Raw genomic sequence first — 24,107 nt, 5'->3', positions numbered from 1 at the left:
AGCAATCAAGTGAATCGAATCGATCCGAAACTCTTCGGCAAAGTCGCGGTGCTGCTGGGCGGTCATTCCGCCGAGCGCGAGGTGTCGCTCAACTCCGGGCGGCTCGTGCTCGAAGGTCTGCGCGCCGCTGGCGTGGATGCGCATCCGTTTGACCCCGCCGAGCGTCCGCTGGCGGATCTGAAGAGCGAAGGCTTCGAGCGCGCGTTCATCGCGCTGCACGGCGGTTATGGCGAGAACGGACAGCTGCAGGGCGCGCTGGATTTCTACGGCATTCGTTATACGGGCAGCGGCGTGCTGGGTTCCGCGCTCGGCATGGACAAGCTGCGCACCAAGCTCGTGTGGCAGCAGACCGGCATCCCGACGCCGCCGTTCGAGACCGTCTTCCGCGACGAAGACTATGAAGCGCGCGCGCAGGACATCATCGCGAAGCTCGGCTTGCCGCTCTTCGTGAAGCCGGCGAGCGAAGGGTCGAGCGTCGCGGTCATCAAGGTGAAGAGCGCCGAAACGCTCGGCGCGGCGCTGGCGGAAGCCGCGCGCTTCGACAAGATCGTGATCGTCGAGCAGAGCATCGAGGGCGGCGGCGAGTACACCTGCTGCATCGCGGGCGACCTGGATTTGCCGGTCATCAAGATCGTGCCGGCGGGCGAGTTCTACGACTATCACGCGAAGTACGTCGCCGACGACACGCAGTACCTGATTCCGTGCGGCCTGACGGAAGCCGAGGAAACGCGCATGAAGCAGCTGACGAAGCGCGCGTTCGAGATCCTCGGCTGCACCGACTGGGGCCGCGCCGACTTCATGCTCGACGCCGACGGCAATCCGTATTTCCTGGAAGTGAACACGGCGCCCGGCATGACGGATCACTCGCTGCCGCCGAAAGCCGCGCGTGCGGTCGGCATCAGCTACAGCGATCTCGTCGTGCAGGTGCTGTCCCTGACCTTGAAGCAATAAAGCAATAAAGCAATAAAGCGGCAAAGCGGCAAAGCAATAAAGCAGCAAAGCAATAAAGCAGCAAAGCAATAAAGCAGCAAAGCAATAAAGCGATCACTCACCGGACCTGTAGCAGCGACACTATGTGGAACAACGTTCGCCAACTCAACCTCGCCGCCAATGCGCTGCACGTCGTACTCGTGCTGCTGCTGCTGGGCGCTGCGGGTTACTGGGCGATCCAGCGTCCCGAGTTCCGGCTGCGCGAAATCCAGATCGACGGCGACACGACCCACATCAGTTCGCCGGTGATCCGCGCGAGCGTGGTCGGGCGCGTGAAGGGCAACTTCTTCACGGTGGACCTGGATTCGGCGCGGACCGCGTTCGAACAGGTGCCGTGGGTGCGGCACGCAAGCGTGCGCCGGGTCTGGCCGAACGCGCTTGCCGTGACGCTCGAGGAATACAAGCCGCTCGGCACGTGGGGCACGGATCAGCTGGTGAGCACGGACGGCGAGTTGTTCACCGCGAACCAGGGCGAACTGGACGACGACCTGCCCGCGTTCGACGGCCCGGAAGGCACCGCGAAGGAAGTCGTCGCGCGCTACCACGACTTCGAGAAGTGGTTCGCGCCGCTGGATGCGAAGCCGGACGAAGTGACGCTGTCGCCGCGTTTCGCGTGGACGGTGAAGCTCTCGAACGGCATGCAGGTCGAACTCGGGCGTGAGCGCAATCAGGACACGCTGCTCGAGCGCAGCAAGCGCTTCGTCGCGTCGTGGCCGGCGGTCACGGGGCGCTGGGGCAAGGAGATCGAATATGCGGATTTGCGGTACCCGAACGGCTTCGCGATACGAGCAGCGAACATGCGCTTCATCAATGACACCGACAAGGCCAAGAAGTAAGCAGACATCACGGGCATGAGCACGCTATGAGCAAAGACTACAAAGACCTGCTGGTTTCCCTCGACATCGGAACGTCGAAGGTGGTCGCGATCGTCGCCGAACTGAAGGGCGAAGGCCACTATGAGGTGATCGGACTCGGTCAGGCCGACTCGAAGGGGTTGAAGAAGGGCGTCGTGGTCAACATCGAGGCCACGGTGCAGTCCATTCAGCGCGCGCTGGAGGAAGCCGAGCTGATGGCCGACTGCAAGATTACGAATGTCTTCACCGGCATCGCGGGCAGCCATATCCGCAGCTTCAATTCGAGCGGCATGGTGGCGATCAAGGACAAGGAAGTCACGCAGGCGGACGTCGCGCGCGTGATCGAAACGGCCAAGGCGATCAACATCCCGACCGACCAGCAGGTGCTGCACATCCTGACGCAGGAATTCATCATCGACGGCCAGGAAGACGTGCGCGAGCCGATCGGCATGAGCGGCATCCGGCTGGAAGTGAAGGTGCACATCGTCACGGGCGCGGTGAGCGCGGCGCAGAACATCGTCAAGTGCGTGCGCCGCTGCGGCCTCGAAGTGAACGACCTCGTGCTGCAGCCGCTGGCGTCGTCGCTGGCGGTGCTCACCGAGGACGAAAAGGAACTGGGCGTGGTGCTCGTCGATATCGGCGGCGGCACGACCGACATCGCCATCTTCAGCGAAGGCGCGATCCGCCACACGGCCGTGATCCCCATCGCCGGCGACCAGATCACGAGCGACGTCGCCATGGCGCTGCGCACGCCGACGCCGGACGCGGAAGACATCAAGGTGAGCTACGGCATCGCCAAGCAGGCGCTCGCCGATCCGGACGAAATGATCGAAGTGCCGGGACTCGGCGAACGCGGCCCGCGCACGCTGTCGCGCCAGGCGCTGGCGGCGGTGGTCGAGCCGCGCGTCGAGGAGCTGTTCTCGCTGGTGCAGCAGGTGGTGCGCGAGTCGGGCTACGAGGAGCTGCTGTCGAGCGGCGTCGTGCTGACCGGCGGCGCCGCGATGATGCCCGGCATGGTCGAACTCGGCGAAGACATCTTTTTGAAGCCGGTGCGCATCGGCGTGCCGGAATACGCGGGCGGTCTCGCGGACGTGGTGCGCAATCCGCGCTACTCCACCGCGATGGGCCTGCTCGCCGAAGGACGCTCGCAACGCATGCGCGGCCGCAAGGTCGCGGTGCAGAACGGATCGATGGGACAAGTGTTCACGAGGATGAAGGACTGGTTCCTCGGGAATTTCTGACGAATACGCAGCAAACGAATTACGCAGCAAACGAATTACGCGCTGGTACCGGCGGCTGGCGCGCGATGTGAGGTTGCCCGATCTCTCATCGAATAACGCCGATCTTCATTCTTGACGGAGGCAACATGGATTTCGAAATGCTGGAAACGGAAACCAACGGCACGATCATCAAGGTCGTGGGTGTTGGTGGTGCTGGCGGCAATGCAGTTCAGCACATGATCAACCGCGGTGTGCAGGGCGTCGACTTCATCGTGATGAACACCGACGCGCAAGCGCTGGCCCGTTCGCGCGCGCCGACGGTGCTGCAACTGGGCATGACCGGTCTCGGCGCAGGCGCCAAGCCGGAGAAGGGCAAGGAAGCGGCGGAAGATGCACGCGAGCGTGTCGCCGATGCACTGCGCGGCGCGCACATGGTGTTCATCACAGCAGGCATGGGCGGCGGCACGGGCACGGGCGCGGCGCCGGTGGTTGCGCAGATCGCCAAGGAAATGGGCATTCTGACCGTTGGTGTGGTCAGCAAGCCGTTCGAGTTCGAAGGCGGCCGCCGCATGCGTGTTGCCGAAGCAGGCTCGCAGCAACTGGAGGATCACGTCGACTCGCTGATCGTCGTGCTGAACGACAAGCTGTTCGAGGTGATGGGCGATGACGCCGAGATGGACAAGTGCTTCCAGTGCGCGGACGACGTGCTGAACAACGCTGTCGCAGGCATCGCTGAAATAATCAATGTCGATGGCCTGGTCAACGTCGACTTCGAAGACGTGAAGACCGTGATGGGCGAGCAGGGCAAGGCAATGATGGGCACGGCGACGGTCGCCGGCGTCGATCGCGCGCGTCTGGCTGCCGAGCAGGCTGTTGCCAGCCCGCTGCTGGAAGGTGTGGATCTGTCGGGTGCGCGCGGCGTGCTGGTGAATATCACGTCGAGCCGTTCGCTGCGTCTGTCGGAAACGCGTGAAGTGATGAACACCATCAAGTCCTACGCGGCTGACGATGCCACCGTGATCTTCGGTGCGGTGTATGACGACGCAATGGGCGACGCCCTGCGCGTGACGGTGGTGGCAACGGGCCTGGGCCGCGCGGCGAAGAAGCAGCAGCAAGCGCCGATGACCCTGCTCCGTACCGGCACCGACAACCAGCCGATCGCACACGGTCCGCAAACGGCGCACAATTCGTACGGTTCGCAGCACGGCCAGTCGACCACGGATTACGGTCAGCTCGACACCCCGGCGGTGTGGCGTTCGACGCGCGAGACGGCGGCATCGCATGTGCAGGCTTTGCAGGAAAAGGGTGTCGATACGTATGACATTCCGGCGTTCCTGCGCAAGCAGGCCGACTGAGCGTCGCGCACGTGATTTGCTGCTGAACGAGGTCTGACGAAGCAGCTCACCGCGTTGCCGCGCCGGACGTCTTGCGCGGTTCATGCAGGCATCACGTGGGGCGACTGTCCAAGGCCGCGTCCTGATTCACAGATGGACGCCGGGCCGTGGCCAGCCGACCCCCACGCTTTCGCTCCCCGAGGCTGGGGAATCCGGATGGAAGCCGCATGACCGCCACGCCGTCGGGCAGGATTCGCGGGACGATGCGATCGCGAGCAGGTTCACGAGCACTGACAAGGGAAGGACCGAGCATGATCAAAGTGGGTGACACGCTGCCGGATGTGCGTCTTTTCGAGTTCATCGAGGAGGCGACGGAAGGCTGCGCCGTGGGACCGAACGGGTTCCAGGCGCGCGAGCGGTGCGCAGGCAAACGCGTGGTGATCTTCGGATTGCCGGGCGCGTTCACGCCGACGTGCTCCGCCAGGCACGTGCCCGGCTATGTCGAGGCGGCGGCGGAGTTGTCCGCTGCCGGCATCGACGAAGTCTGGTGCGTTTCCGTCAACGACGCGTTCGTGATGAGCGCGTGGGGACGCGATCTTCAAACCGCGGGCAAGGTGAAGATGATCGCGGACGGCAGTGCGCGTTTCGCCCAGGCACTCGGACTGGATCAGGATTTGACCGAGCGTGGCATGGGAATCCGTTCCCAGCGTTACGCGATGGTGGTCGACGACGGCGTGGTCAAGACGCTGCACGTCGAGGCGCCCGGCAGGTTCGAAGTCAGCGACGCTCGAAGCATCCTCGCGACGTTGCGCTGATTTCAGCGGCGCCGCGTTGCCGTTGCGCAACGCTCACGGCGCCCTCGTAATCCGCTGCAACTTGGGGCCGATGACCGGAAATGCCTCCATTCCGGGCATCGGCCCGTTCTACTTTCAAAAATGCCGTGTGCGAGTAACACAGGGAAACAGTTGATACGTCCCGAAGCACGACGGCGCCTGGCGAATGGAGTATAATTCGGCCTATTGGAATAAAGTGAGTGATTGATTCTCTTTATAGGGAATGTAAATCGGAAAAGAACATCATGTTGAAGCAGCGAACAATCAAGACCGTCGTCAAGACCGTGGGAATCGGGCTCCATTCCGGCCGCAAGGTCGAGTTGACCCTGAAGCCCGCGCCGGCTGACACGGGCATCGTGTTTTCGCGGATCGACCTGCCCCAGGCAGTCGATATCCCCGCGTCCGCGATGTCGATCGGCGATACCCGGCTGGCGTCCGTGTTGCAGAAGGACGGGGCGCGCGTGTCCACCATCGAGCACTTGATGTCGGCGTGCGCGGGCCTCGGCATCGACAATCTGTACGTCGATGTCACCGCCGAGGAAATCCCGATCATGGACGGCAGCGCGGCTTCCTTCGTGTTCCTGATCCAGTCGGCGGGTATCGAAGAGCAGAATTCGCCGAAGAAATTCATCAAGGTGACGAAGCCCGTCGAGGTCCGCGACGGCGACAAGTTCGCCCGCCTCGAGCCGTATTTCGGCTTCAAGCTGAGCTTTACCATCGACTTCCGTCATCCGGCCGTCGACAAGACCGGTCAGGCGCTGGAAGTGGATTTCGCGACTACGTCGTATGTCCGCGAGATTGCACGGGCCCGCACGTTCGGCTTTGCGCATGAAGTCGAGATGATGCGTGAGCTGGGTCTGGCGCGCGGCGGCAGCATGGATAACGCCATCGTGCTGGACGAATACCGCATCCTGAATAACGACGGCTTGCGTTACGACGACGAGTTCGTCAAGCACAAGATGCTCGACGCGATCGGCGACCTTTACGTGGTGGGCCATCCGCTGCTGGCTTCGTACAACGCGTACAAGGGCGGCCACGCGATGAACAACATGCTGCTGCGCGAGTTGCTCGCGCACGAGGACGCCTACGAAATCGTCACGTTCGAGGACCTTCAGCAGGCGCCGCGCGGTTTCGGCTTCGACACGCAAACGGCATTTGCCTGATCAAAGCGGCAGCAGCCGGCGGCAACATGGGATGAGCGACGCGCAAGCGCCGCTCATTTTTTTTGCGTGGGGCGATGACGCGACGCCATCCGCGCCAGCGCTTCCTGGAGCGGCGACGGTTCGAGCGCTTCGGCCAGTTCCTGCAGCGCCGATGCACCCGCTTGCGACATGCGCGCCTGCTTCGGCTGCGCGGGCTCTTTCATGGCCTGCGGACGCACGCGAATGCGCAATGCATTGACGGCCCAGCCGCGCGCCTGGAGATCCGAAAGCAGACGAGGTTCGAGATGCCGCAGGCGCGCGGCGAGCGCATTGTGCGCGGCGAACAGCGCCAGCACGCCGTCCTTGATGAAGCCCGGCTCCACATTCGACGCAAGATAATCCGGCAGCAGCGCGCCGAGATCGCGCTGCAGTGCGGCGACCTGCTCGACGCCCGCGCGCAACGCCTGGAACGCGTCGGTGCGGCCGAGCACGTCGGCGACAGCCTGCGGGCGGCGCGGATCGACCTTCCGGGTGCCCTGCCTTGAATTTGTAGAAAAGCGGCTCATTTTGATTGGGTGCGGACCCTGGCAGGACCGTTCGGAGACACCTCCGATTGTACGTGAGGCAGACGGCAGCGCCGGACGGGCCCTTGAGGAAAACGCACTGCACGGCAAGCTTTCGACGGGTCGACTGTCGCATTGCGCCGACGCGCGCTCAGGCAAGCCGACGCAAGGTCTGCCGGAGCCGCGTGCTAAAATTCCCGATTCGAATTTCACCCCTATGGACTTAAGTCGCCGAGGTTCTCCCAGCCCGGACGCAGCTTGGTGCTGTCGCCCGTCCGAAGCCGCGACGCAGACACTGATCCGATGACGACCGGTTTCCTTCAAAAGATTTTTGGCAGCCGCAATCAGCGGCTGGTCAAGCAGTACCAAAAGACCGTTGCGGCGATCAATGCGCTCGAGCCGACCGTCGAGAAGTATTCGGACGATCAACTGCGCGCCAAGACCGACGAATTCCGTCAACGTGTCGCGGGCGGGGAGTCGCTGGACGTGATCCTGCCCGAGGCGTTCGCGGTGTGCCGCGAAGCCAGCCGGCGCGTGCTGAAAATGCGTCACTTCGACGTTCAGCTGATCGGCGGCATGGTCCTGCACTACGGCAAGATCGCGGAAATGCGCACCGGCGAAGGCAAGACGCTCGTCGCCACGCTCGCGGCCTATCTGAATGCGCTGTCGGGCCGCGGCGTGCACGTCGTCACGGTGAACGACTACCTCGCGCAGCGCGACGCCGAATGGATGGCGCGCCTCTACAACTTCCTCGGCCTGTCCTGCGGCGTGAATCTTTCGCAGATGGCGCACGAGCAGAAGCAGGAAGCCTACGCCGCGGACATCACGTACGGCACCAACAACGAATTCGGCTTCGACTACCTGCGCGACAACATGGTCTACGAGCCGAACGCGCGCGTGCAGCGTCCGCTCAACTTCGCGATCGTCGACGAAGTGGACTCCATCCTGATCGACGAAGCGCGTACGCCGCTCATCATCTCCGGCCAGGCGGAAGACCACACGGACCTGTACGTCCGCATGAACGCGCTGCCGCCGCTGCTCGAACAGCAGATCGGCGAAGAAAAAGCCGACGGCACCGGCGTCGAGAAGCCGGGCGACTACACACTGGACGAAAAGGCGCGTCAGGTGTTCCTGACCGAATCGGGCCACGAGAAGGCCGAGCGCCTGCTCGCCGAGTGGGGCCTGATCGGCGAGGGCGAAAGTCTCTACGCGCCGCAGAACATCACGCTGATGCACCACGTGTACGCCGCCCTGCGCGCGCACACGCTGTTCCATCGCGACCAGCACTACGTGGTGCAGAACGGCGAAGTCGTGATCGTCGACGAATTCACCGGCCGCATGATGACCGGCCGCCGCTGGTCGGACGGCCTGCATCAGGCTGTGGAAGCGAAAGAGCACGTGCAGATCCAGGCCGAGAACCAGACGCTCGCCTCCATCACGCTGCAGAACTACTTCCGCATGTACGCGAAGCTGTCCGGCATGACCGGCACGGCGGACACCGAAGCCTACGAATTCAACGAGATCTACGGTCTAGAAACGGTCGTGATCCCGACCAACCGGCCGCCGAAGCGCGTCGACAAGCAGGATCAGATCTACAAGACCTCGAAGGAACGCTACGACGCGGTGATCCGCGACATCCAGGACTGTGTCGAGCGCGGTCAGCCGACGCTGGTCGGTACGACGTCCATCGAAGCGTCCGAACTGCTGTCGGACCTGCTCGGCAAGGCCGGCGTGCGTCACGAAGTGCTCAACGCGAAGCAGCACGCGCGTGAAGCGGCCATCGTCGCGGAAGCGGGGCGTCCGGGCGTCGTCACCATCGCGACGAACATGGCCGGCCGCGGTACGGACATCGTGCTGGGCGGCAATGTCGAGAAGCAGGCGTCGTTCATCGAGGCAGATCTTTCGATTCCCGAAGACGAGAAAGCCGCGCGCATCCAGAAGCTGCACGACGAATGGCAGACGCTGCACGACAACGTGAAGGCCGCGGGCGGCCTGCACATCATCGGCACCGAACGTCACGAGTCGCGCCGTATCGACAACCAGCTGCGCGGCCGCGCGGGCCGTCAGGGCGATCCGGGTTCGTCGCGCTTCTATCTGTCGCTGGACGATCCGCTGCTGCGCATCTTCGCGGGCGACCGCGTGCGCGCCATCATGGATCGCCTGAAGATGCCGGAAGGCGAGCCGATCGAAGCGGGCATGGTCACGCGTTCCATCGAGGGCGCGCAGCGCAAGGTCGAAGCGCGCAACTTCGACATCCGCAAGCAGCTGCTCGAATACGACGACGTCTCCAACGACCAGCGCAAGGTGATCTACCAGCAACGCAACGAACTGCTCGAAGCCAATGACGTGCAGGAAACCATCGCGGCGATGCGCCAGAGCGTGATCGGCGACGTGGTGCGCACGTTCGTGCCGGCGGGCAGCATCGAGGAGCAGTGGGAAGCGCCCGAGCTGGAAGAAGTGCTGCGCAACGAATGGTCGCTGGATCTCGCGGTGCAGGAGATGATCAACGAGTCGAATTCAATCGACGCCGAAGAAATCTCCGAAGCCGTGCTCGCCGCCGCCGACGAAGCGTACGAAGCAAAGGTGACGCTGGTGGGCCGCGAATCGTTCAGCGCGTTCGAGCGCTCGATCATGCTGCAGACGCTCGACAGCCGCTGGCGCGAGCATCTGGCCGCGCTCGATCACCTGCGTCAGGGCATTCATCTGCGCGGCTATGCGCAGAAGAACCCGAAGCAGGAATACAAGCGCGAGGCGTTCGAACTCTTCGCCGCCATGCTCGATTCCGTGAAGCAGGAAGTGACGCGGGTCGTGATGAACGTGCAGATCCAGTCGCCGGAACAGCTGGAAGAAGCGGCCGAGCAGTACGAAGAGAAGGGCAGCCATCTGGAGAACGTGTCGTTCCAGCACGCGGACTTCAATGCACCGGCCGCCGAGCCCACGCCGGCCGCCAGCGCCGCGAACGCCGCCGCGCAGATGGTCAGCCAGGCCATGGCGGGCGCAGGCAGCGAGGACGTCAGCGTCGTGACGCGCGGTGTCGACGACGTGCCGAAGGTCGGCCGCAACGATCCCTGCCCGTGCGGCAGCGGGAAGAAGTACAAAAACTGTCACGGCAAGCTGGCTTAATCGCTGCTGACACAGAACAAGCGACGCAGCGATGCGTCGTTTGTTTTTGAAGATTCCCTTTTTCACGGCGCCGGTCCGGCTCAGCCGGTCCGCGTCAGTCTTTCATCCCGTGCCGGTGCATCCGCCGGCACGCGCCACCCTCAACGAGACGCGAACATGGCCGTCAACTTTCCCTCGATCGATCCCGCAGCGCTTCATCCCGTCGCCGGCGTCACGCTAGGCTGGGCCGAGGCGAATATCCGCAAGCCCAATCGCAAGGACGTGCTCGTCATTCGCGTCGATGAAGGCGCGAGCGTCGCCGGCGTGTTCACCACGAACCGCTTCTGCGCCGCGCCGGTCATCGTGTGCCGCGAGCATCTCGCGGCGGCGGGCCAGGGCGGCAAGGGCATTCGCGCGCTCGTCGTGAACACCGGCAATGCGAACGCGGGCACGGGCGAGCCGGGCATGGTGATCGCACGCGAAACCTGCGCGGAACTGGCGCGCCTGGCCGGCCTCGACGCGCAACAGGTCCTGCCGTTCTCGACCGGCGTGATTCTCGAGCCGCTGCCGCTCGACCGCCTGAAGGCCGGCCTGCCCGCCGCGCTCGCGAACCAGCAGGCGGCGCACTGGTTCGACGCCGCACAGGCCATCATGACGACCGACACGCTGCCGAAGGCCGCGTCGCGTCAGGTCACCATCGATGGGCACGTGGTCACGCTGTCGGGCATCAGCAAGGGCGCGGGCATGATCAAGCCGAACATGGCGACGATGCTCGGCTTCCTCGCCTTCGACGCCAACGTCGCGCAGCCGGTGCTCGATGCGCTGGTGAAGCACGTGGCGGATCGCTCGTTCAACTGCATCACGATCGACGGCGATACCTCGACGAACGATTCGTTCATCCTGATCGCGTCGGGCAAGTCGAGCCTGCCCGCCATCACCTCCACCGATTCCCCGGCCTACGCCGCCCTGCGCGATGTCGTGACCGACGTGGCGCAGGAACTGGCGCAACTCATCGTGCGCGACGGCGAAGGCGCGACCAAGTTCATGACAGTGACCGTCGAAGGCGGGCGCGATGCGGCGGAATGCCGTCAGATTGCCTACGCGATCGGTCATTCGCCGCTCGTGAAGACGGCGTTCTACGCATCGGATCCGAACCTCGGCCGCATTCTCGCTGCGATTGGCTATGCCGGCGTGACGGACCTCGATGTCGGCAAGGTCGATCTCTACCTGGACGACGTGCTCGTCGCGAAAGCGGGCGGGCGCAATCCGGATTACAAGGAAGAAGACGGCCAGCGCGTGATGAAGAAGAGCGAGATCGCGATTCGCGTGCTGCTCGGCCGCGGCAACGCGCAGGCCACCATCTGGACGTGCGATCTCTCGCACGATTACGTGAGCATCAACGCCGACTATCGCTCCTGATGGGGCGGCGCGCAACGATACCGACAATGGACAAGCTCGAACAATTTCTCACGCGCGCCGAGGCAGTATTGGCGCGCATCGAAGGCATGTTGCCGCCCGCGGCGCCGGACATCGACTGGGAATCCGCGGTCGCGTTCCGCTGGCGCAAGCGTCAGGGCCGCGGCTTCCTGCAGCCGGTGCCGGCCATCTCGCTCATCTCGCTCGACGACCTGCAGAACATCGATCGCCAGAAAGGGCTGATCCAGCAGAACACGCTGCAATTCGTGAAGAAGCTGCCTGCGAACAATGTGCTGCTGACGGGCGCGCGCGGTACGGGCAAGTCGTCGCTGATCAAGGCGTGTCTCAATGCCTACGCGGAGGACGGCCTGCGTCTGATCGAAGTGGACAAGGACGATCTGCACGATCTCGGCGATATCGTCGATTTGATCTCGGCGCGGCCCGAGCGCTTCATCGTGTTCTGCGACGACCTCTCGTTCGAGGAAGGCGAGTCGGGCTACAAGGCGCTGAAGGTGGCGCTCGACGGCTCGGTGGCCGCGCAGTCCGACAACGTGCTGATCTACGCGACCTCGAACCGCCGCCATCTGCTGCCCGAGTACATGAGCGACAACGAGACCTACAAGCACACGTCCGATGGCGAAATACATCCGGGCGAAGTGGTCGAAGAGAAGATCTCGCTGTCCGAGCGCTTCGGCCTGTGGGTCAGCTTCTACCCGTTCAAGCAGGACGATTACCTGGCCATCGTCGGCCACTGGCTGAGGCATTTCGGCTGCGCTGACGCGGAGATCGAAGGCGCGCGTGGCGATGCTTTGGTGTGGGCGCTCGAACGCGGCTCGCGCTCGGGACGCGTGGCGTGGCAGTTCGCGCGCGACTGGTCGGGACGCAAGCAGTGAGCGGCGCACAGACCGATCTCGCGCCCGACGGCCGCAAGGTGACGGAAGTGGCCGTCGGCGTGATGGTGCAGCACGACGGCCGCTATCTGCTCGCGCAACGGCCCGCCGGCAAGCCGTATCAGGGTTACTGGGAGTTTCCGGGCGGCAAGCTGGAGGCGGGCGAGAGCATCGAGGCGGCGCTCGGGCGCGAACTGCACGAGGAACTGGGCATCGACGTCACCGCGTGCCAGCTATGGCGCACGCTCGAGCACGATTATCCGCATGCCTACGTGCGCCTGTTCTTCTGCAAGGTGACGGAGTGGAAGGGCACGCCGCTTGGCCGCGAGGGACAGGCGATTGCGTGGCAGACGCTGCCTGTCGAGGTTGCGCCGCTGCTTCCGGCGGCCATTCCCATTCTGGAATGGCTCGAAGAGGACGAGCGGGAATAAGACTTCGCGAGGCTCTGATCGAGCTTTAGTTCAGGCCGCCGTGCTGGTCGTCGTCCGGCGGTGTTTCCTGCGCATTCCCCGCGATCTTGTATTTCTCGGCCGCCCACGCGCCGAGATCGATCTGCTTGCAGCGCTCCGAGCAGAACGGGCGAAAGCGGTTTTCAGGGACCCAGCGAACTTCCTTGCTGCAGGTCGGGCATTTGACGACAGTGGTCATGACGGGTGCGATTCGAGCCGGTTACAGACGATATTTGACCATATGAGGCCAGACCGCTCCGGATTCAAAGGCTGCAAAGCGTCAGATGAAAGGGCACGTCGACGTCCACTGCGCGCGGCTTGAGGTCGCCGTCCTGCACCGTGAAGCGCACCCACAGCATGTACTTGTTCGCGCTCGCTTCAGGAATGACGCGCGTATCGGGCGAGACGCGCACCTGCATCAGCTGATAGGTGCGCCCGGACAACATCTGCTGATAGCTGCCCTGCATCGCCATCACTTTCGACGCCTGACCGGATTCGCGCGCGAGCCGCAGCACGATGGCGGCCGCGTCGCGCAGCGCGAGCATCGGCATGACCCATTTGGCGATGTCCTGGCGACGTTCTTCCACGGGCAACTGTTGCCACGCGTAGTACGACGGAAGATCGAACTTGCAGGTGCCGCCGGGAATGATCGTACGGCTGCGAATGCTCGCGAGCCATTCGTTGTCCGCGAGGTGCTGGCCCGTCTTGCCGTGCATGTCGGTGAGGCCGGCGAGCGTCTGCTCGATTTCACCGAGCACCGCTTCCAGCGCTTCCTGCTCGATGCCCGGATTGCCGCGGAACGGTGCGAGCGTTTGCCGCTGGCGCTCGAGTTCCTTCATGAGGTCGGCTTTCAGATCCGTACGGCCCGCCACTTCGGCGATTTCGAAGAGCGTCGTGAGCGCGACGTGATGTTCGCGCGCGTCTTCCTGAGTCAGAAAGAACGTGAAGCGCTCGAACAGGTCTTCGAGCCGCAACAGCGTCCGGATGCGCTCGTTGAAGGGGTACTCGTAAAGGATCAAGCGCGCTCGCCTCGGCGTGGGTCGGTTGCTTCCATGAGCGGAAGTGAGCACATTCTAATGCCGCATCCTCACCCTAGCAAATCAGGGCAAAATCGGGCCTCTCGTTGCGTCTTTCGAAGCAAAAGCGGGAACTTTCGAGACATTCGGGCAACTCAGGCGCTGCCGTTCGCGAGTGTCAGATAGCGCGCGTGAAGCGTGTTCACCTGATCGGCGAGATGATCGAGCGTGGCGGAATCGTCGTTGAGGACGATGTCGTCGGCGGCGGCAAGCCGGGTCTCGCGCGCTGCCTGCTTTGCCATGATCGCGAGCACCTGTTCGCGCGTGAAGCCGTTGCGGCGCATGACGCGCGTGATCTGCGTTTCGACCGGACAGTCGACCACGAGGACGCGCGACACGCGCTCCGACCACGCGCCGGATTCCACCAGCAGAGGCACGACCACGATGTGATACGGACCCGCTGCCGTATGACGTTGCCGTTCGGTCTCGGCGCGGATGAGCGGATGCACGATGGCTTCGAGGCGCGCTTTCGCGGTGTCGTCGGAGAAGACGAGCGTGCGCATTTTCGCGCGGTCCAGAGCACCGTCCGCCGCGACGAAGTCCTGGCCGAACTCGGCGGCAATCAGCGGCATGGCGATGCCGCCCGGCGCCGTGATCCGGTGGGCGATGAGGTCGGTGTCGATCAGCGGTACGCCGCGTGCCGCGAACAGATCCGCGACCGTGCTCTTGCCGCTGCCGATTCCTCCGGTGAGTCCGATGCTGAACATGCGCGCGGGTTCTCCTTTGATGCCGATCCGTTCATCCGAACATGGCGTACAGCGGGGTGCCGACGAACAGCGTGATTGCTCCGCCGGCCGCAAGAAACGGTCCGAACGGCAGCGGCTCTTCGAAGCGCATGCGCTTGCGCATCGTCGCGACGATGCCGAATGCCGCGCCCGCGATGGCCGCGATCAGGACCACCTGCGCGAGCGGCGCCCAGCCGAGCCAGGCGCCGATGGCGGCGAACAGCTTGAAGTCGCCGTAGCCCATGCCTTCCACGCCGCGCGCGAGCTTGAAGAGCCAGTACACGGACCACAGGAACAGATAGCCGACGATCGCGCCGCTCACCGCGTTCTGCAAGCTGGTGAAGCCTGTGTCGCCCAGATTGACGATGAGGCCCGCCCACAGCAGCGGCAGCGTCAGCACGTCGGGGAGATAGCGCGTGTCGTAGTCGATGAGTGCCGCGGTGAGCAGCGTCGCGCACAGTCCGAAGGCGGCGAGCGCGTCCCACCCCGGACCGTATGCGTACAGCGCAAGCGCAGCGAGCGCGCCGGTTGCCAGTTCGGTCAGCGGATAACGCGGGCTCACGCGGGCGCCGCATGCCGAGCAGCGTCCGCGCTGCGCGAGATAGCTCACCACGGGAATGTTCTCCCAGGCGCGCAACACATGCCCGCAATGCGGACATGCGCTGCGCGGCACGGCGAGGTTGTAACGCGCGGGATACGGGTCGGTTTCGGCGGGGCTCGACGTGTTCTGACCATCCGCGGCGGCGTCGACTTCCGCCCGCCAGGCGCGCTCCAGCATGACCGGGAGGCGATGCACGACCACCGTCAGGAAGCTGCCGATCACGAGACCGAACACGATGGCGAACCCGTACTGCGCGGCGACGGGCAGCATCGCGAAGGCTTCCGCGTAGCGGCTGGCGACATGCGCGGCGGACGGATCGAACGAGGGTTGCATGATGAACGATGGATGGCTTTGGCCCGCGATGCTACACCACGTTGCCGAGCTGAATGATGGGAAGATACATCGCTATGACGAGACCGCCCACGAGCGCGCCCAGCACGGCAATGACGATGGGTTCGCACAGGCTCGCAAAGCCGCCGATGCGCTCGTCGACCTGACGATCGGCCAGGGTGGCGAGGTCGAGCAGCATGGCGTCGAGCGAACCGGATTCCTCGGCGACGGCGATAGGCTGCACCACGTCCGGCGGGAAGCAACCCGGCGCGCGCATGGCGACAGCGAGCCGCTCGCCATTGCGCAGGCGCGCGGCGATCTCGACGGTCGCGCGGTCGAAGACGCGATTGCCGGTGGCATGCGTGAGCGAGTCGAAGGCATCGGACAGCGGCGTGCCGGCGGACAGCAGGGTGCCGAGCGCACGGCTCCAGCGCGCCACGGCCAGCGCGCGCAACAGCGAGCCGATCAGCGGCAGGCGCAAGCTCAGTCGATCCGCCGCCTCGCGCGCATCCGGCGAGCGCTTCAGCCAGCGCCACGCGGCCAGCGCGAGGCAGCCCGACGCAGCGAAGAACGGCACACCGAAGCGCGCGACGCCGTCGGAGAGCGCAAGCACGAAGCGCGTGGGCGCGGGCAGCGCGGCGCCGAAACCGTCGAAGATCGTCTTGAAGGTGGGCACGACGCCGATCAGCAGTCCCGCCGTGATGGCCAGCGACAGCAACAGCACCATCACCGGATAGGCCAGCGCGGCACGCAGCCGGGCGCGTTGCGACGCGGCGCGCTCGCGATCGTCCGCGAGACGGGCGAGTACCGCGGGCAGCGCGCCGGCCACTTCGCCCACCGAGACGAGTTGGCAGTAGAGCGTGCCGAACGCGTCCGGATGATGCGCGAGCGCGGCCGAAAACGGCAGGCCGCGCGTGATGCCGCGGGACAGCGCGCGCACGATGCGTGGCAGTCCGCTGCGCGTCGTGCTGTTTCCGATCAGGTCGAGCGCGCCGGCGAGCGGCAGTCCCGCGCGCAGCAAACTGGCCAGCTGGCGCGTGAAGAGCGTGATCTCGGCGGCGGTGGCCTTCGGCGGCGGTGCGACACCCGTCATATCGAGCGTGGTGACGATGACGCCGTTGCGCCGCAGCGCCGCGCGGGCCGACGGCGCATCGACGGCGATGATCCGCCCGTGCTGTTCGCGGCCGTCCGCATCCAGCCCGCGCCAGGCGTAGCGCAGCTCCGATCCTTCCTGCATGGCGGCGCGCATCATTCGAGCTCCGTGGCCTCGGCGGCCTCGGCGACGCTCGTCACGCCTTCGCGTACGCGGGCGAAGGCCGCGTCGCGCAGCGCAGGCATGCCCTGCGCGTGCGCGGCGCGCGCGATGGCATGCGTGGCGGCACGCGCGACGATCAGTTCGCGCAGTTGATCCGACACCGGCATCAGCTGATGCACACCGATTCGCCCGCGATAGCCGATGCCATGGCACGCCGGGCACCCGCGCGGCTCGAAGGGATGAAAACCGCCGTCCAGCGCCAGCGCCGAGGCTGCGCGGCACGCCGTGCAAAGCTTGCGCACCAGCCGCTGCGCCGTGACGAGCCGCAGCGCCGACGCGAGGTTATACGGCGCGATGCCGATGTCGATGAGCCGCGCGATGGCGGCGGGCGCGTCGTTGGTGTGCAGCGTGGAGAGCACGAGATGGCCGGTCTGCGCGGCCTTCACGGCGACATCGGCGGTTTCCGCATCGCGAATCTCGCCCACCATGATGACGTCCGGATCCTGCCGCATGAACGCCCGCAGCGCGACGGCGAAGGTCAGCCCGGCCTTCTCGCGCACGCTCACTTGGTTAATGCCGGCGAGCTGGATCTCGACCGGATCCTCCACCGAACATACGTTGCGCGCTTCGGCGTTCAGCAGTTGCAGGAAGCAATAGAGCGACAGCGTCTTGCCGCTGCCGGTCGGCCCCGTCACGAGCACGAGCCCGTGCGGCGCGCGGATCGCTCCTTCGACGACGCGGCTCTGCGCTTCGTCGAGCCCCAGCGCGCCGAGCGACAGATCGGGCGGCAGCGCGTCGAGCCGCCGCAGCACGAGCTTTTCCCCGAACAGCGTGGGCAGCGAGTTCACGCGATAGTCGCCGACCTGCCCGCCCGCCAGGTGCAGACGCAGCCGGCCGTCCTGCGGCACGCGCCGCTCGGCGATGTCCATGCGCGCCAGCACCTTGATACGCGTGATGAAGGCGTCGCGCAGATGCGGCGGCGGACGCCTGAGCACGTGCAGCACGCCGTCGACGCGCACACGGATGCGCCAGTCATGCTCGGCAGGTTCGACGTGAATGTCGGAAGCCCCGCGCGCAGCCGCTTCGCGCAGCGTGTCGGCAAGCAGCGAGACGGCAGGCGCCTCGTTGTCCGGGGCGGGGTCGGCGATGCGCGGAGGGCGCGTGAATGCTTCGTGCGAAGGGTGAGTCATGGCGTGGGGTCGTCGCAGTCGGAATGAATCGATCATCCCGCTTGCGCGCCGGCACGCCCAGTCGGCCGAACGGCTAACGCGCGCTGCGCCGGGCCGGCGGTGTCGGCTGGAAAATCTTCACCGTGCGGATGGCCTGATCGTCGCTGCGCATCACCTCGAACGTCACGCCCGCGATGCGCACCGAGACGTCGCCGTCCGGAATGTCCTCGAGCGTTTCGAGGATCAGTCCGTTGAGCGTCTTCGGGCCGTCGGTCGGCAAGGTCAGGTGCAGCCAGCGGTTCAGTTCGCGCAACGGCATGCTGCCCGCCACGATGCATTCGCCGTTGGCGTCCCAGCCGCCGCGCGAGCCGGCGCCGCGCGGAATGGTCGTGGTGAATTCGCCGATCAGTTCCTCGATGATGTCCTCGGGCGTCACGAGTCCCTGCAGTTCACCGTACTCGTCGACCACGATGGCAATCCGCTGGCCGCTTTCCTGGAAATACTGCAGTTGCTGGAAGACGGGCGTTCCAGTCGGGACGAAATAAGGTTCGGCCAGCAGTTCGCGCAGCGTCTCGCGCTCCAGTTCCTGGTTATGCAGCGCCGAAAGCGTCTTGCGCACGTGCAGGATGCCCATCACGCGGTCGATATCGCCCTGATACACCAGCAGCTTGTTGTGATAGCAGGTTTCGAGCTGATGCAGGATCTGCTCGAACGGCGCATCGAAGTCCAGCGCCTCGATGCGACGGCGCGGAATCATCACGTCATCGACGGAAATGTTCTCGAGATCGAACAGGTTCAGCAGAATGCTGCGGTGCTTGGTCGGCATGAAGCTGCCGGTTTCGAGCACGATGGTGCGCAGTTCCTCCGGCGAGATGCGCTGGTCGCGCTTGTTCTTCGTGTTGATGTGCAGCGCCGCGAGGATCGCGTTGGCGAACAGGTTCACGAACCAGATGAGCGGCCGCGCGATGCGCATCAGCGGCGCGAGGATCAGGCTCGCGGGCAGCGCGACCTTTTCGGGATAAGTCGCGCCGACGATCTTCGGCGCAATTTCCGCGAACACGATGATGAGGAACGCGATGACGCCGGTCGTGATCGACAGCACCATGTTGTTGTGGCCGAAGGTGCGCAGCGCGATCGACGTGGTGAGTACCGGGATGATCGTGTTGATCAGGTTGTTGCCGATCAGGATCACGGACAGCAGCTGGTCAGTCTTGGCGAGCAGGCCTTGGGTGGTGCGGGCTCGCAGCGAACCCTGGCTCGCGAGATATTTCAGCCGATGACGGTTGAGCGCCATCATCGATGTTTCGGAAATGGAGAAAAAACCGGACAGGAAGAGCAGCAGAAAGATGGCGCAAATTTGCGCCCATAAGGGGAGGCTGTCCACGCGATTGGTCGGTAGGGGCGGAGATGGAAGGAAATATAGCAGACGGGTTTCCGACCTTGCCGCCAGCCCTTCCGGCTGATACAGGAGGAGCAGGCTGAAACACGGCCGCCGGAAACAAAAAACCCGCATGGCGGACCATGCGGGTTTCGGAAATTCTGGTCGGGGTGAGAGGATTCGAACCTCCGGCCTCTACGTCCCGAACGTAGCGCTCTACCAGGCTAAGCTACACCCCGAATTTTTACTGCTGACTTGCTACTGCTGACCTACTCGAATCAGACTCTTGCGCCGCTTTAGTCCCTTTCAAGACTGCCGAGATGTCGAGTAAGAACATAATTCTAGCAGGCTCTCTTTGTAGATGGAAGGGGGGAACGAAGAAATCGCGTTCGCCGCCGCTTCTGCTTCCTTGCGCGCGCATTCCAGCGTGTGATCGAGCGCGCCGGACGTGGTGATCGCATGGAAGATGGTCTCGAAGCGGTCCGTGCCGCCTTGTTCGATCGCCTCGCGCGCGAGCGACGCCTGTTCCGGCGTGCCGTGCTCCATCAGGTAGATGAGCGGCAGCGTGGGCTTGCCTTCGCGCAGGTCGTCGCCGGCGTTCTTGCCCATCGACTCGGGCGTGCCGGTGTAGTCCAGCCAGTCGTCCATGATCTGGAACGCCGTGCCGATGCGCCGGCCGAATTCCGCCGCCGCCGCCTCCGTGCGCGCATCCGCGCCCGAGAGCACCGCGCCGAGCTGCGCCGCCGCTTCGAACAGCTTGGCCGTCTTGTAGCGGATCACCTGCATGTAGCGCGCTTCGTCGACGTCCGGATCGTGCATGTTGAGCAACTGCAGCACTTCGCCTTCGGAAATGATGTTCGTCGCCACCGACAGGATTTCCATCACGCGCATCTTGCCGACGCTCACCATCATCTCGAACGAGCGCGAGTACAGGAAATCGCCCACCAGCACGCTCGCCGCATTGCCGAACAGCGCATTCGCCGTCTGGCGGCCGCGCCGCAGGTCGGATTCGTCGACCACGTCGTCGTGCAGGAGCGTTGCCGTGTGGATGAACTCGACCACGGCGGCGAGTTCATGGCGATGTCCGGTGGTGTCCCCCAGCGCGCCCGAAACCAGCAGCAACAGCGCCGGACGCAGCCGCTTGCCGCCCGCGCCGATGATGTACTCCGAAATCTGGTTGATGAGCATCACTTCTGATGCCAGGCGCTGCCGGATGACGCGATTGACCTGCTGCATGTCCTCGGCAATCGGGGCGAGCAGCGCGGCGGCGTTGGGGGAGGAAGTGGCGGTGGACGACATGATCGGCGGTTAAGGTAATCCGGCGGATTATAAGGCGAATCGGCCGGACGACGGGGGTACGCCGCGATGCATCCGCGGGTATGAGGGAATTTCGGACGCCGTTCGACGGCATTTGACTGAGGTTCGCATGGGGTTTGGGTCAGTGCGGCGACTGGCAAAGCGCTTTGACCTCGGGCGTAACCCCATGTATAATCGCGTGTTTTCCGCGCGTGGTGCGTGGAAAGTCTTCGTGATCTCCAGGAAGGTACAGGAAATCCGAAGAAACAAGTTTGAATTCAGAGTGAGGTTCTCAATGTACGCGGTCATAAAAACCGGCGGCAAGCAGTATAAGGTTGCTGTCGGCGAAAAATTGAAAGTAGAACAGATACCGGCAGACATTGACGCTGAAATCACGCTCGACCAGGTTCTCGCAGTAGGCGAAGGTGAATCGATTCAGTTCGGTACACCGCTGGTCAGTGGGGCTTCCGTCAAGGCTACCGTCGTGTCCCAAGGTCGTCACAAGAAAGTGACCATCTTCAAGATGCGTCGCCGGAAGCACTACCAAAAGCACGCTGGCCATCGCCAGAACTACACCGAACTGCGCATCGACGCGATCAACGCGTAAGCGCACCGGTTAAGGAGCTAAGCAAATGGCACACAAAAAAGCAGGCGGGTCTTCCCGCAACGGCCGCGACTCCGAGTCGAAGCGTCTCGGCGTGAAGGTGTACGGCGGCCAGGCAATCAACGCAGGCGGCATCATCGTTCGCCAGCGCGGCACGCGCATGCACCCGGGTGAAAATGTCGGCATCGGCAAGGATCACACCCTGTTCGCACTGGCCGACGGTCACGTGAAGTTCGTGACCAAGGGCGCTGCCCGCAAGCATACGGTCGTCGTCGTCCCGGCAGCGTAAATTTTACGCACGGGCTTCAGGACCGAGAAAAGGATCAAGGCCGCAAGGTCAGAAATCCAGGGCCCCGCGAAGTTCGCGGGGCTTTTTTCATTTGATGCGCAGCAATTGCGCATCGGCAGGATTCATCAAGGCCAGTGACCGGCATCGCCTGGTCGCGGCACAATAGCTCGAATTACACGGGACGGAGCAACGCATGAAGTTCATTGACGAAGCGAGGATCGAAGTCATCGCCGGCGACGGAGGAGATGGCAGCGCGTCGATGCGCCGCGAGAAGTTCGTTCCGTTCGGCGGGCCGGACGGCGGCGACGGCGGCCGCGGCGGCAGCGTCTACGCGGTCGCGGACCGCAACATCAACACGCTGATCGACTACCGGTTCGCGAAAAAACACCAGGCGCGCAACGGCGAGAACGGCCGCGGCGCCGACTGCTACGGCAAGGGCGGCGACGACATCACGCTGCGCATGCCGGTCGGCACCATCATCACGGATCAGGAAACCGGCGAGCTGATCGCCGACCTGACCGAACACAATCAGCAAGTGCTGGTCGGCCAGGGCGGCGCGGGCGGCCTCGGCAACCTGCATTTCAAGTCGAGCACGAACCGCGCGCCGCGGCAGAAGACCGAAGGCAAGCCGGGCGAGCGCCGCATGCTCAAGCTCGAACTGAAAGTGCTCGCCGACGTCGGCCTGCTCGGCATGCCGAACGCGGGCAAGTCCACGTTCATTTCCTCGGTATCGAACGCGCGGCCGAAGATCGCCGACTATCCGTTCACGACGCTCGCGCCGAACCTCGGCGTGGTGCGCGTCGGGCCGAGCAAGAGCTTCGTGATCGCCGACATTCCGGGCCTGATCGAAGGCGCGGCGGAAGGCGCGGGCCTGGGTCACCGTTTCCTGCGCCATCTGCAGCGCACCGGCGTGCTGCTGCATCTGGTCGACATGGCGCCGTTCGATGAAAACGTCGATCCGGTGGCCGAGGCCAAGGCGATCGTCAACGAACTGCGCAAGTACGACGAGCAGCTCTATGAAAAACCGCGCTGGCTCGTGCTGAACAAGCTCGACATGGTGCCGGAAGACGAACGCGAGGCGCGCGTGAAGGACTTCGTCGAGCGCTTTGAATGGGATGGTCCGGTGTTCGAGATTTCGGCGCTGACGGGCCAGGGCTGTGAAGCGCTGACCTATGCGGTCTTCGACTACATCTCGCAGCACTCGGATGCGTCGCGCGCGGCGGAAGAAGAAGATCTCGCCGCCGACGTGCGTTTCCGCGACGACGAAGCCAGCAAAGACTAACGAACACGTCCCAAGAACACGCCTTCCGAGGGAGAAAGCGCACGATGCGTTCAGTCATCGCCGCAGCGAAGCGAATCGTAGTGAAAGTCGGGTCCAGCCTCGTCACCAACGACGGCCGCGGGCTCGATCATGCGGCCATCGGCCGCTGGGCGGCGCAGATCGCGGCGCTGCGCGAACAGGGCAAGGAAGTCGTGCTCGTGAGTTCGGGCGCGATCGCGGAAGGCATTCACCGGCTCGGCTGGAGCAAGCGGCCGCGTGAAATCGACGAATTGCAGGCGGCGGCGGCCGTCGGACAGATGGGGCTGGCGCAGGTGTACGAGAGCAGCTTCGGCTCGCACGGCATCCGCACCGCGCAGATCCTGCTCACGCATGCCGACCTCGCCGACCGCGAACGCTATCTCAACGCCCGTTCGACGCTGCTCACGCTGCTGCGGCTGGGCGCGGTGCCGATCATCAACGAGAACGACACCGTCATCACCGACGAAATCAAGTTCGGCGACAACGATACGCTCGGCGCGCTGGTGGCCAATCTGATCGAAGGCGATGCGCTCGTGATTCTCACGGATCAACGCGGCCTGTTCACGGCGGATCCGCGCAAGGATGCCAGCGCGACGCTCGTCGAGCAGGCCGATGCCGGCACGCCCGAGCTCGAGCAGATGGCCGGCGGCGCCGGTTCGAGCCTCGGGCGCGGCGGCATGCTGACCAAGATCCTGGCGGCGAAGCGCGCGGCGCACAGCGGCGCGAACACGGTGATCGCGAGCGGCCGCGAGGCCGACGTGCTGACGCGGCTTGCCTCGGGCGAACTGATCGGCACGCAGCTGATCGCACGCACGGCGCGCATGGCGGCGCGCAAGCAGTGGATGGCGGATCACCTGCAGGTGCGCGGGCACGTCGTGATCGATGCGGGCGCCGTGAACAAGCTCACCGCCGACGGCAAGAGCCTGTTGCCGATCGGCGTGATCGACGTGAAGGGCGCGTTCGGCCGTGGCGAGGTGATTGCGTGCATCGACGATCAGGGCCGCGAAGTGGCGCGCGGCATCACGAACTACAGCAGTTCGGAAGCGCGGCTGATTCATCGGCGGCCGAGCGGCGAGATCGAGAGCGTGCTGGGTTACATGCTGGAGCCCGAGCTGATCCACCGCGACAACCTGGTGCTCGTCTGACGCCGGTTCAACAAGACCCGCAGCCGTAAAAAAGCCCGCCCGACCGGATGAACTGCACCCCAAAAGTTGGACACCAGTCCAACGATTTGGGGTGTTTTTTCATGAGCAAGCACAGCGCACGATTCAAGCAAGCAGTCGTCAAAGAC

General features: G+C 64.5%; 23 protein-coding genes and 1 tRNA gene. 14 read left to right on the top strand and 10 right to left on the bottom strand.

Annotation, left to right across the window (positions count from 1 at the left end; all coding sequences use genetic code 11):
- Positions 1-9 precede the first annotated feature (9 nt).
- From QCE83_RS11830 to lpxC, 6 genes are all read left to right on the top strand, one after another.
- The gene (locus tag QCE83_RS11830) at positions 10-951 is read left to right on the top strand and encodes a D-alanine--D-alanine ligase (protein WP_309809996.1); all 942 of its coding nucleotides are present in this window, start codon (positions 10-12) and stop codon (positions 949-951) included.
- A 122-nt stretch (positions 952-1,073) separates the two neighbouring features.
- Positions 1,074-1,826 (top strand): cell division protein FtsQ/DivIB, encoded by a 753-nt coding sequence (locus QCE83_RS11825; protein WP_309809994.1) that lies wholly within the window; start codon positions 1,074-1,076, stop codon positions 1,824-1,826.
- Positions 1,827-1,852: 26 nt separating this feature from the next.
- Positions 1,853-3,085 carry a cell division protein FtsA gene (gene ftsA, locus QCE83_RS11820; protein WP_309809993.1) on the top strand — a complete coding sequence of 411 codons (1,233 nt, stop codon included), beginning with the start codon at positions 1,853-1,855 and terminating at the stop codon, positions 3,083-3,085.
- A 125-nt stretch (positions 3,086-3,210) separates the two neighbouring features.
- Positions 3,211-4,419, top strand: coding sequence for a cell division protein FtsZ (ftsZ, locus tag QCE83_RS11815; protein WP_309809990.1), 1,209 nt, complete (start codon positions 3,211-3,213; stop codon positions 4,417-4,419).
- A gap of 290 nt (positions 4,420-4,709) precedes the next feature.
- Positions 4,710-5,213 (top strand): peroxiredoxin, encoded by a 504-nt coding sequence (locus QCE83_RS11810; protein ID WP_309809987.1) that lies wholly within the window; start codon positions 4,710-4,712, stop codon positions 5,211-5,213.
- A 263-nt stretch (positions 5,214-5,476) separates the two neighbouring features.
- Positions 5,477-6,394 carry a UDP-3-O-acyl-N-acetylglucosamine deacetylase gene (gene lpxC, locus QCE83_RS11805; RefSeq protein ID WP_309809983.1) on the top strand — a complete coding sequence of 306 codons (918 nt, stop codon included), beginning with the start codon at positions 5,477-5,479 and terminating at the stop codon, positions 6,392-6,394.
- 53 nt (positions 6,395-6,447) lie between these two features.
- On the opposite strand, the gene QCE83_RS11800 is transcribed toward lpxC, so the two are convergent.
- The gene (locus QCE83_RS11800) at positions 6,448-6,939 is read right to left on the bottom strand and encodes a DUF721 domain-containing protein (protein WP_309809978.1); all 492 of its coding nucleotides are present in this window, start codon (positions 6,937-6,939) and stop codon (positions 6,448-6,450) included.
- Positions 6,940-7,239: 300 nt separating this feature from the next.
- Here QCE83_RS11800 and secA point away from each other — a divergent pair, with 300 nt between their 5' ends.
- The 4 genes from secA (at position 7,240) to QCE83_RS11780 (ending at position 12,775) form a co-directional block, all read left to right on the top strand.
- Positions 7,240-10,059, top strand: a complete 2,820-nt coding sequence (gene secA, locus QCE83_RS11795) for a preprotein translocase subunit SecA (RefSeq protein ID WP_309809975.1) — start codon at positions 7,240-7,242, stop codon at positions 10,057-10,059.
- Between the two features lie 156 nt (positions 10,060-10,215).
- Positions 10,216-11,457 (top strand): bifunctional glutamate N-acetyltransferase/amino-acid acetyltransferase ArgJ, encoded by a 1,242-nt coding sequence (argJ, locus tag QCE83_RS11790; RefSeq protein WP_309809972.1) that lies wholly within the window; start codon positions 10,216-10,218, stop codon positions 11,455-11,457.
- Between the two features lie 26 nt (positions 11,458-11,483).
- Positions 11,484-12,347, top strand: a complete 864-nt coding sequence (locus QCE83_RS11785; protein ID WP_309809969.1) for an ATP-binding protein — start codon at positions 11,484-11,486, stop codon at positions 12,345-12,347.
- Positions 12,344-12,775, top strand: coding sequence for an NUDIX domain-containing protein (locus QCE83_RS11780; protein WP_309809964.1), 432 nt, complete (start codon positions 12,344-12,346; stop codon positions 12,773-12,775). Before QCE83_RS11785 ends, QCE83_RS11780 begins: the two co-directional genes overlap by 4 nt.
- Before the next feature lie 25 nt (positions 12,776-12,800).
- On the opposite strand, the gene yacG is transcribed toward QCE83_RS11780, so the two are convergent.
- From yacG to QCE83_RS11735, 9 genes are all read right to left on the bottom strand, one after another.
- On the bottom strand, positions 12,801-12,992 hold the full coding sequence (yacG, locus tag QCE83_RS11775; protein WP_309809961.1) for a DNA gyrase inhibitor YacG: 192 nt from the start codon (positions 12,990-12,992) through the stop codon (positions 12,801-12,803).
- A 64-nt stretch (positions 12,993-13,056) separates the two neighbouring features.
- The gene (gene zapD / locus QCE83_RS11770; RefSeq protein WP_309809957.1) at positions 13,057-13,812 is read right to left on the bottom strand and encodes a cell division protein ZapD; all 756 of its coding nucleotides are present in this window, start codon (positions 13,810-13,812) and stop codon (positions 13,057-13,059) included.
- A 152-nt stretch (positions 13,813-13,964) separates the two neighbouring features.
- Positions 13,965-14,576, bottom strand: a complete 612-nt coding sequence (coaE, locus tag QCE83_RS11765) for a dephospho-CoA kinase (RefSeq protein ID WP_309809955.1) — start codon at positions 14,574-14,576, stop codon at positions 13,965-13,967.
- 31 nt (positions 14,577-14,607) lie between these two features.
- Positions 14,608-15,528: an A24 family peptidase gene (locus QCE83_RS11760; RefSeq protein WP_309809952.1), complete on the bottom strand. Its 921-nt coding sequence runs from the start codon at positions 15,526-15,528 to the stop codon at positions 14,608-14,610.
- Between the two features lie 31 nt (positions 15,529-15,559).
- Entirely contained in the window at positions 15,560-16,777 is a 1,218-nt protein-coding gene (locus QCE83_RS11755; RefSeq protein ID WP_309809948.1) for a type II secretion system F family protein, read from the bottom strand.
- Positions 16,774-17,970, bottom strand: a complete 1,197-nt coding sequence (locus QCE83_RS11750) for a GspE/PulE family protein (protein ID WP_309809945.1) — start codon at positions 17,968-17,970, stop codon at positions 16,774-16,776. The genes QCE83_RS11755 and QCE83_RS11750 overlap by 4 nt, the downstream gene beginning before the upstream one ends.
- A gap of 73 nt (positions 17,971-18,043) precedes the next feature.
- Positions 18,044-19,333, bottom strand: a complete 1,290-nt coding sequence (locus QCE83_RS11745) for an HlyC/CorC family transporter (RefSeq protein WP_309809942.1) — start codon at positions 19,331-19,333, stop codon at positions 18,044-18,046.
- Between the two features lie 156 nt (positions 19,334-19,489).
- Positions 19,490-19,566, bottom strand: a tRNA-Pro gene (locus QCE83_RS11740).
- Between the two features lie 67 nt (positions 19,567-19,633).
- Positions 19,634-20,626 (bottom strand): polyprenyl synthetase family protein, encoded by a 993-nt coding sequence (locus QCE83_RS11735; RefSeq protein ID WP_309809935.1) that lies wholly within the window; start codon positions 20,624-20,626, stop codon positions 19,634-19,636.
- Between the two features lie 292 nt (positions 20,627-20,918).
- On the opposite strand from QCE83_RS11735, the gene rplU reads away from it, so the two are divergent.
- The 4 genes from rplU to proB all read left to right on the top strand — a co-directional run bounded on the left by rplU (position 20,919) and on the right by proB (position 23,961).
- The gene (gene rplU, locus QCE83_RS11730; protein WP_008342953.1) at positions 20,919-21,230 is read left to right on the top strand and encodes a 50S ribosomal protein L21; all 312 of its coding nucleotides are present in this window, start codon (positions 20,919-20,921) and stop codon (positions 21,228-21,230) included.
- 25 nt (positions 21,231-21,255) lie between these two features.
- Positions 21,256-21,516 carry a 50S ribosomal protein L27 gene (rpmA, locus tag QCE83_RS11725; protein ID WP_014192314.1) on the top strand — a complete coding sequence of 87 codons (261 nt, stop codon included), beginning with the start codon at positions 21,256-21,258 and terminating at the stop codon, positions 21,514-21,516.
- A 193-nt stretch (positions 21,517-21,709) separates the two neighbouring features.
- The gene (gene cgtA, locus QCE83_RS11720) at positions 21,710-22,798 is read left to right on the top strand and encodes an Obg family GTPase CgtA (protein ID WP_309809932.1); all 1,089 of its coding nucleotides are present in this window, start codon (positions 21,710-21,712) and stop codon (positions 22,796-22,798) included.
- 44 nt (positions 22,799-22,842) lie between these two features.
- Positions 22,843-23,961: a glutamate 5-kinase gene (gene proB / locus QCE83_RS11715; protein WP_309809929.1), complete on the top strand. Its 1,119-nt coding sequence runs from the start codon at positions 22,843-22,845 to the stop codon at positions 23,959-23,961.
- Positions 23,962-24,107 lie beyond the last annotated feature (146 nt).

This window comes from Caballeronia sp. LZ034LL (assembly GCF_031451215.1).
In the GTDB taxonomy this organism is placed as follows: Bacteria; Pseudomonadota; Gammaproteobacteria; order Burkholderiales; family Burkholderiaceae; genus Caballeronia.
The sequence above is the reverse complement of the archived record's forward strand: the minus strand, read 5'-3'. Positions and strand labels throughout refer to the sequence as shown.

Bases quoted from the DNA above. Each gene is read 5' to 3' on its own strand.
- coaE (WP_309809955.1), bottom strand. From the start codon at position 14,576: ATGTTCAGCATCGGACTCACCGGAGGAATCGGCAGCGGCAAGAGCACG.
- QCE83_RS11825 (WP_309809994.1), top strand. From the start codon at position 1,074: ATGTGGAACAACGTTCGCCAACTCAACCTCGCCGCCAATGCGCTGCAC.
- QCE83_RS11760 (WP_309809952.1), bottom strand. From the start codon at position 15,528: ATGCAACCCTCGTTCGATCCGTCCGCCGCGCATGTCGCCAGCCGCTAC.
- argJ (WP_309809972.1), top strand. From the start codon at position 10,216: ATGGCCGTCAACTTTCCCTCGATCGATCCCGCAGCGCTTCATCCCGTC.
- QCE83_RS11800 (WP_309809978.1), bottom strand. From the start codon at position 6,939: ATGAGCCGCTTTTCTACAAATTCAAGGCAGGGCACCCGGAAGGTCGAT.
- ftsA (WP_309809993.1), top strand. From the start codon at position 1,853: ATGAGCAAAGACTACAAAGACCTGCTGGTTTCCCTCGACATCGGAACG.
- QCE83_RS11755 (WP_309809948.1), bottom strand. From the start codon at position 16,777: ATGATGCGCGCCGCCATGCAGGAAGGATCGGAGCTGCGCTACGCCTGG.
- lpxC (WP_309809983.1), top strand. From the start codon at position 5,477: ATGTTGAAGCAGCGAACAATCAAGACCGTCGTCAAGACCGTGGGAATC.
- QCE83_RS11810 (WP_309809987.1), top strand. From the start codon at position 4,710: ATGATCAAAGTGGGTGACACGCTGCCGGATGTGCGTCTTTTCGAGTTC.
- QCE83_RS11750 (WP_309809945.1), bottom strand. From the start codon at position 17,970: ATGACTCACCCTTCGCACGAAGCATTCACGCGCCCTCCGCGCATCGCC.
- rplU (WP_008342953.1), top strand. From the start codon at position 20,919: ATGTACGCGGTCATAAAAACCGGCGGCAAGCAGTATAAGGTTGCTGTC.
- rpmA (WP_014192314.1), top strand. From the start codon at position 21,256: ATGGCACACAAAAAAGCAGGCGGGTCTTCCCGCAACGGCCGCGACTCC.
- secA (WP_309809975.1), top strand. From the start codon at position 7,240: ATGACGACCGGTTTCCTTCAAAAGATTTTTGGCAGCCGCAATCAGCGG.
- QCE83_RS11735 (WP_309809935.1), bottom strand. From the start codon at position 20,626: ATGTCGTCCACCGCCACTTCCTCCCCCAACGCCGCCGCGCTGCTCGCC.
- QCE83_RS11785 (WP_309809969.1), top strand. From the start codon at position 11,484: ATGGACAAGCTCGAACAATTTCTCACGCGCGCCGAGGCAGTATTGGCG.
- proB (WP_309809929.1), top strand. From the start codon at position 22,843: ATGCGTTCAGTCATCGCCGCAGCGAAGCGAATCGTAGTGAAAGTCGGG.
- yacG (WP_309809961.1), bottom strand. From the start codon at position 12,992: ATGACCACTGTCGTCAAATGCCCGACCTGCAGCAAGGAAGTTCGCTGG.
- cgtA (WP_309809932.1), top strand. From the start codon at position 21,710: ATGAAGTTCATTGACGAAGCGAGGATCGAAGTCATCGCCGGCGACGGA.
- ftsZ (WP_309809990.1), top strand. From the start codon at position 3,211: ATGGATTTCGAAATGCTGGAAACGGAAACCAACGGCACGATCATCAAG.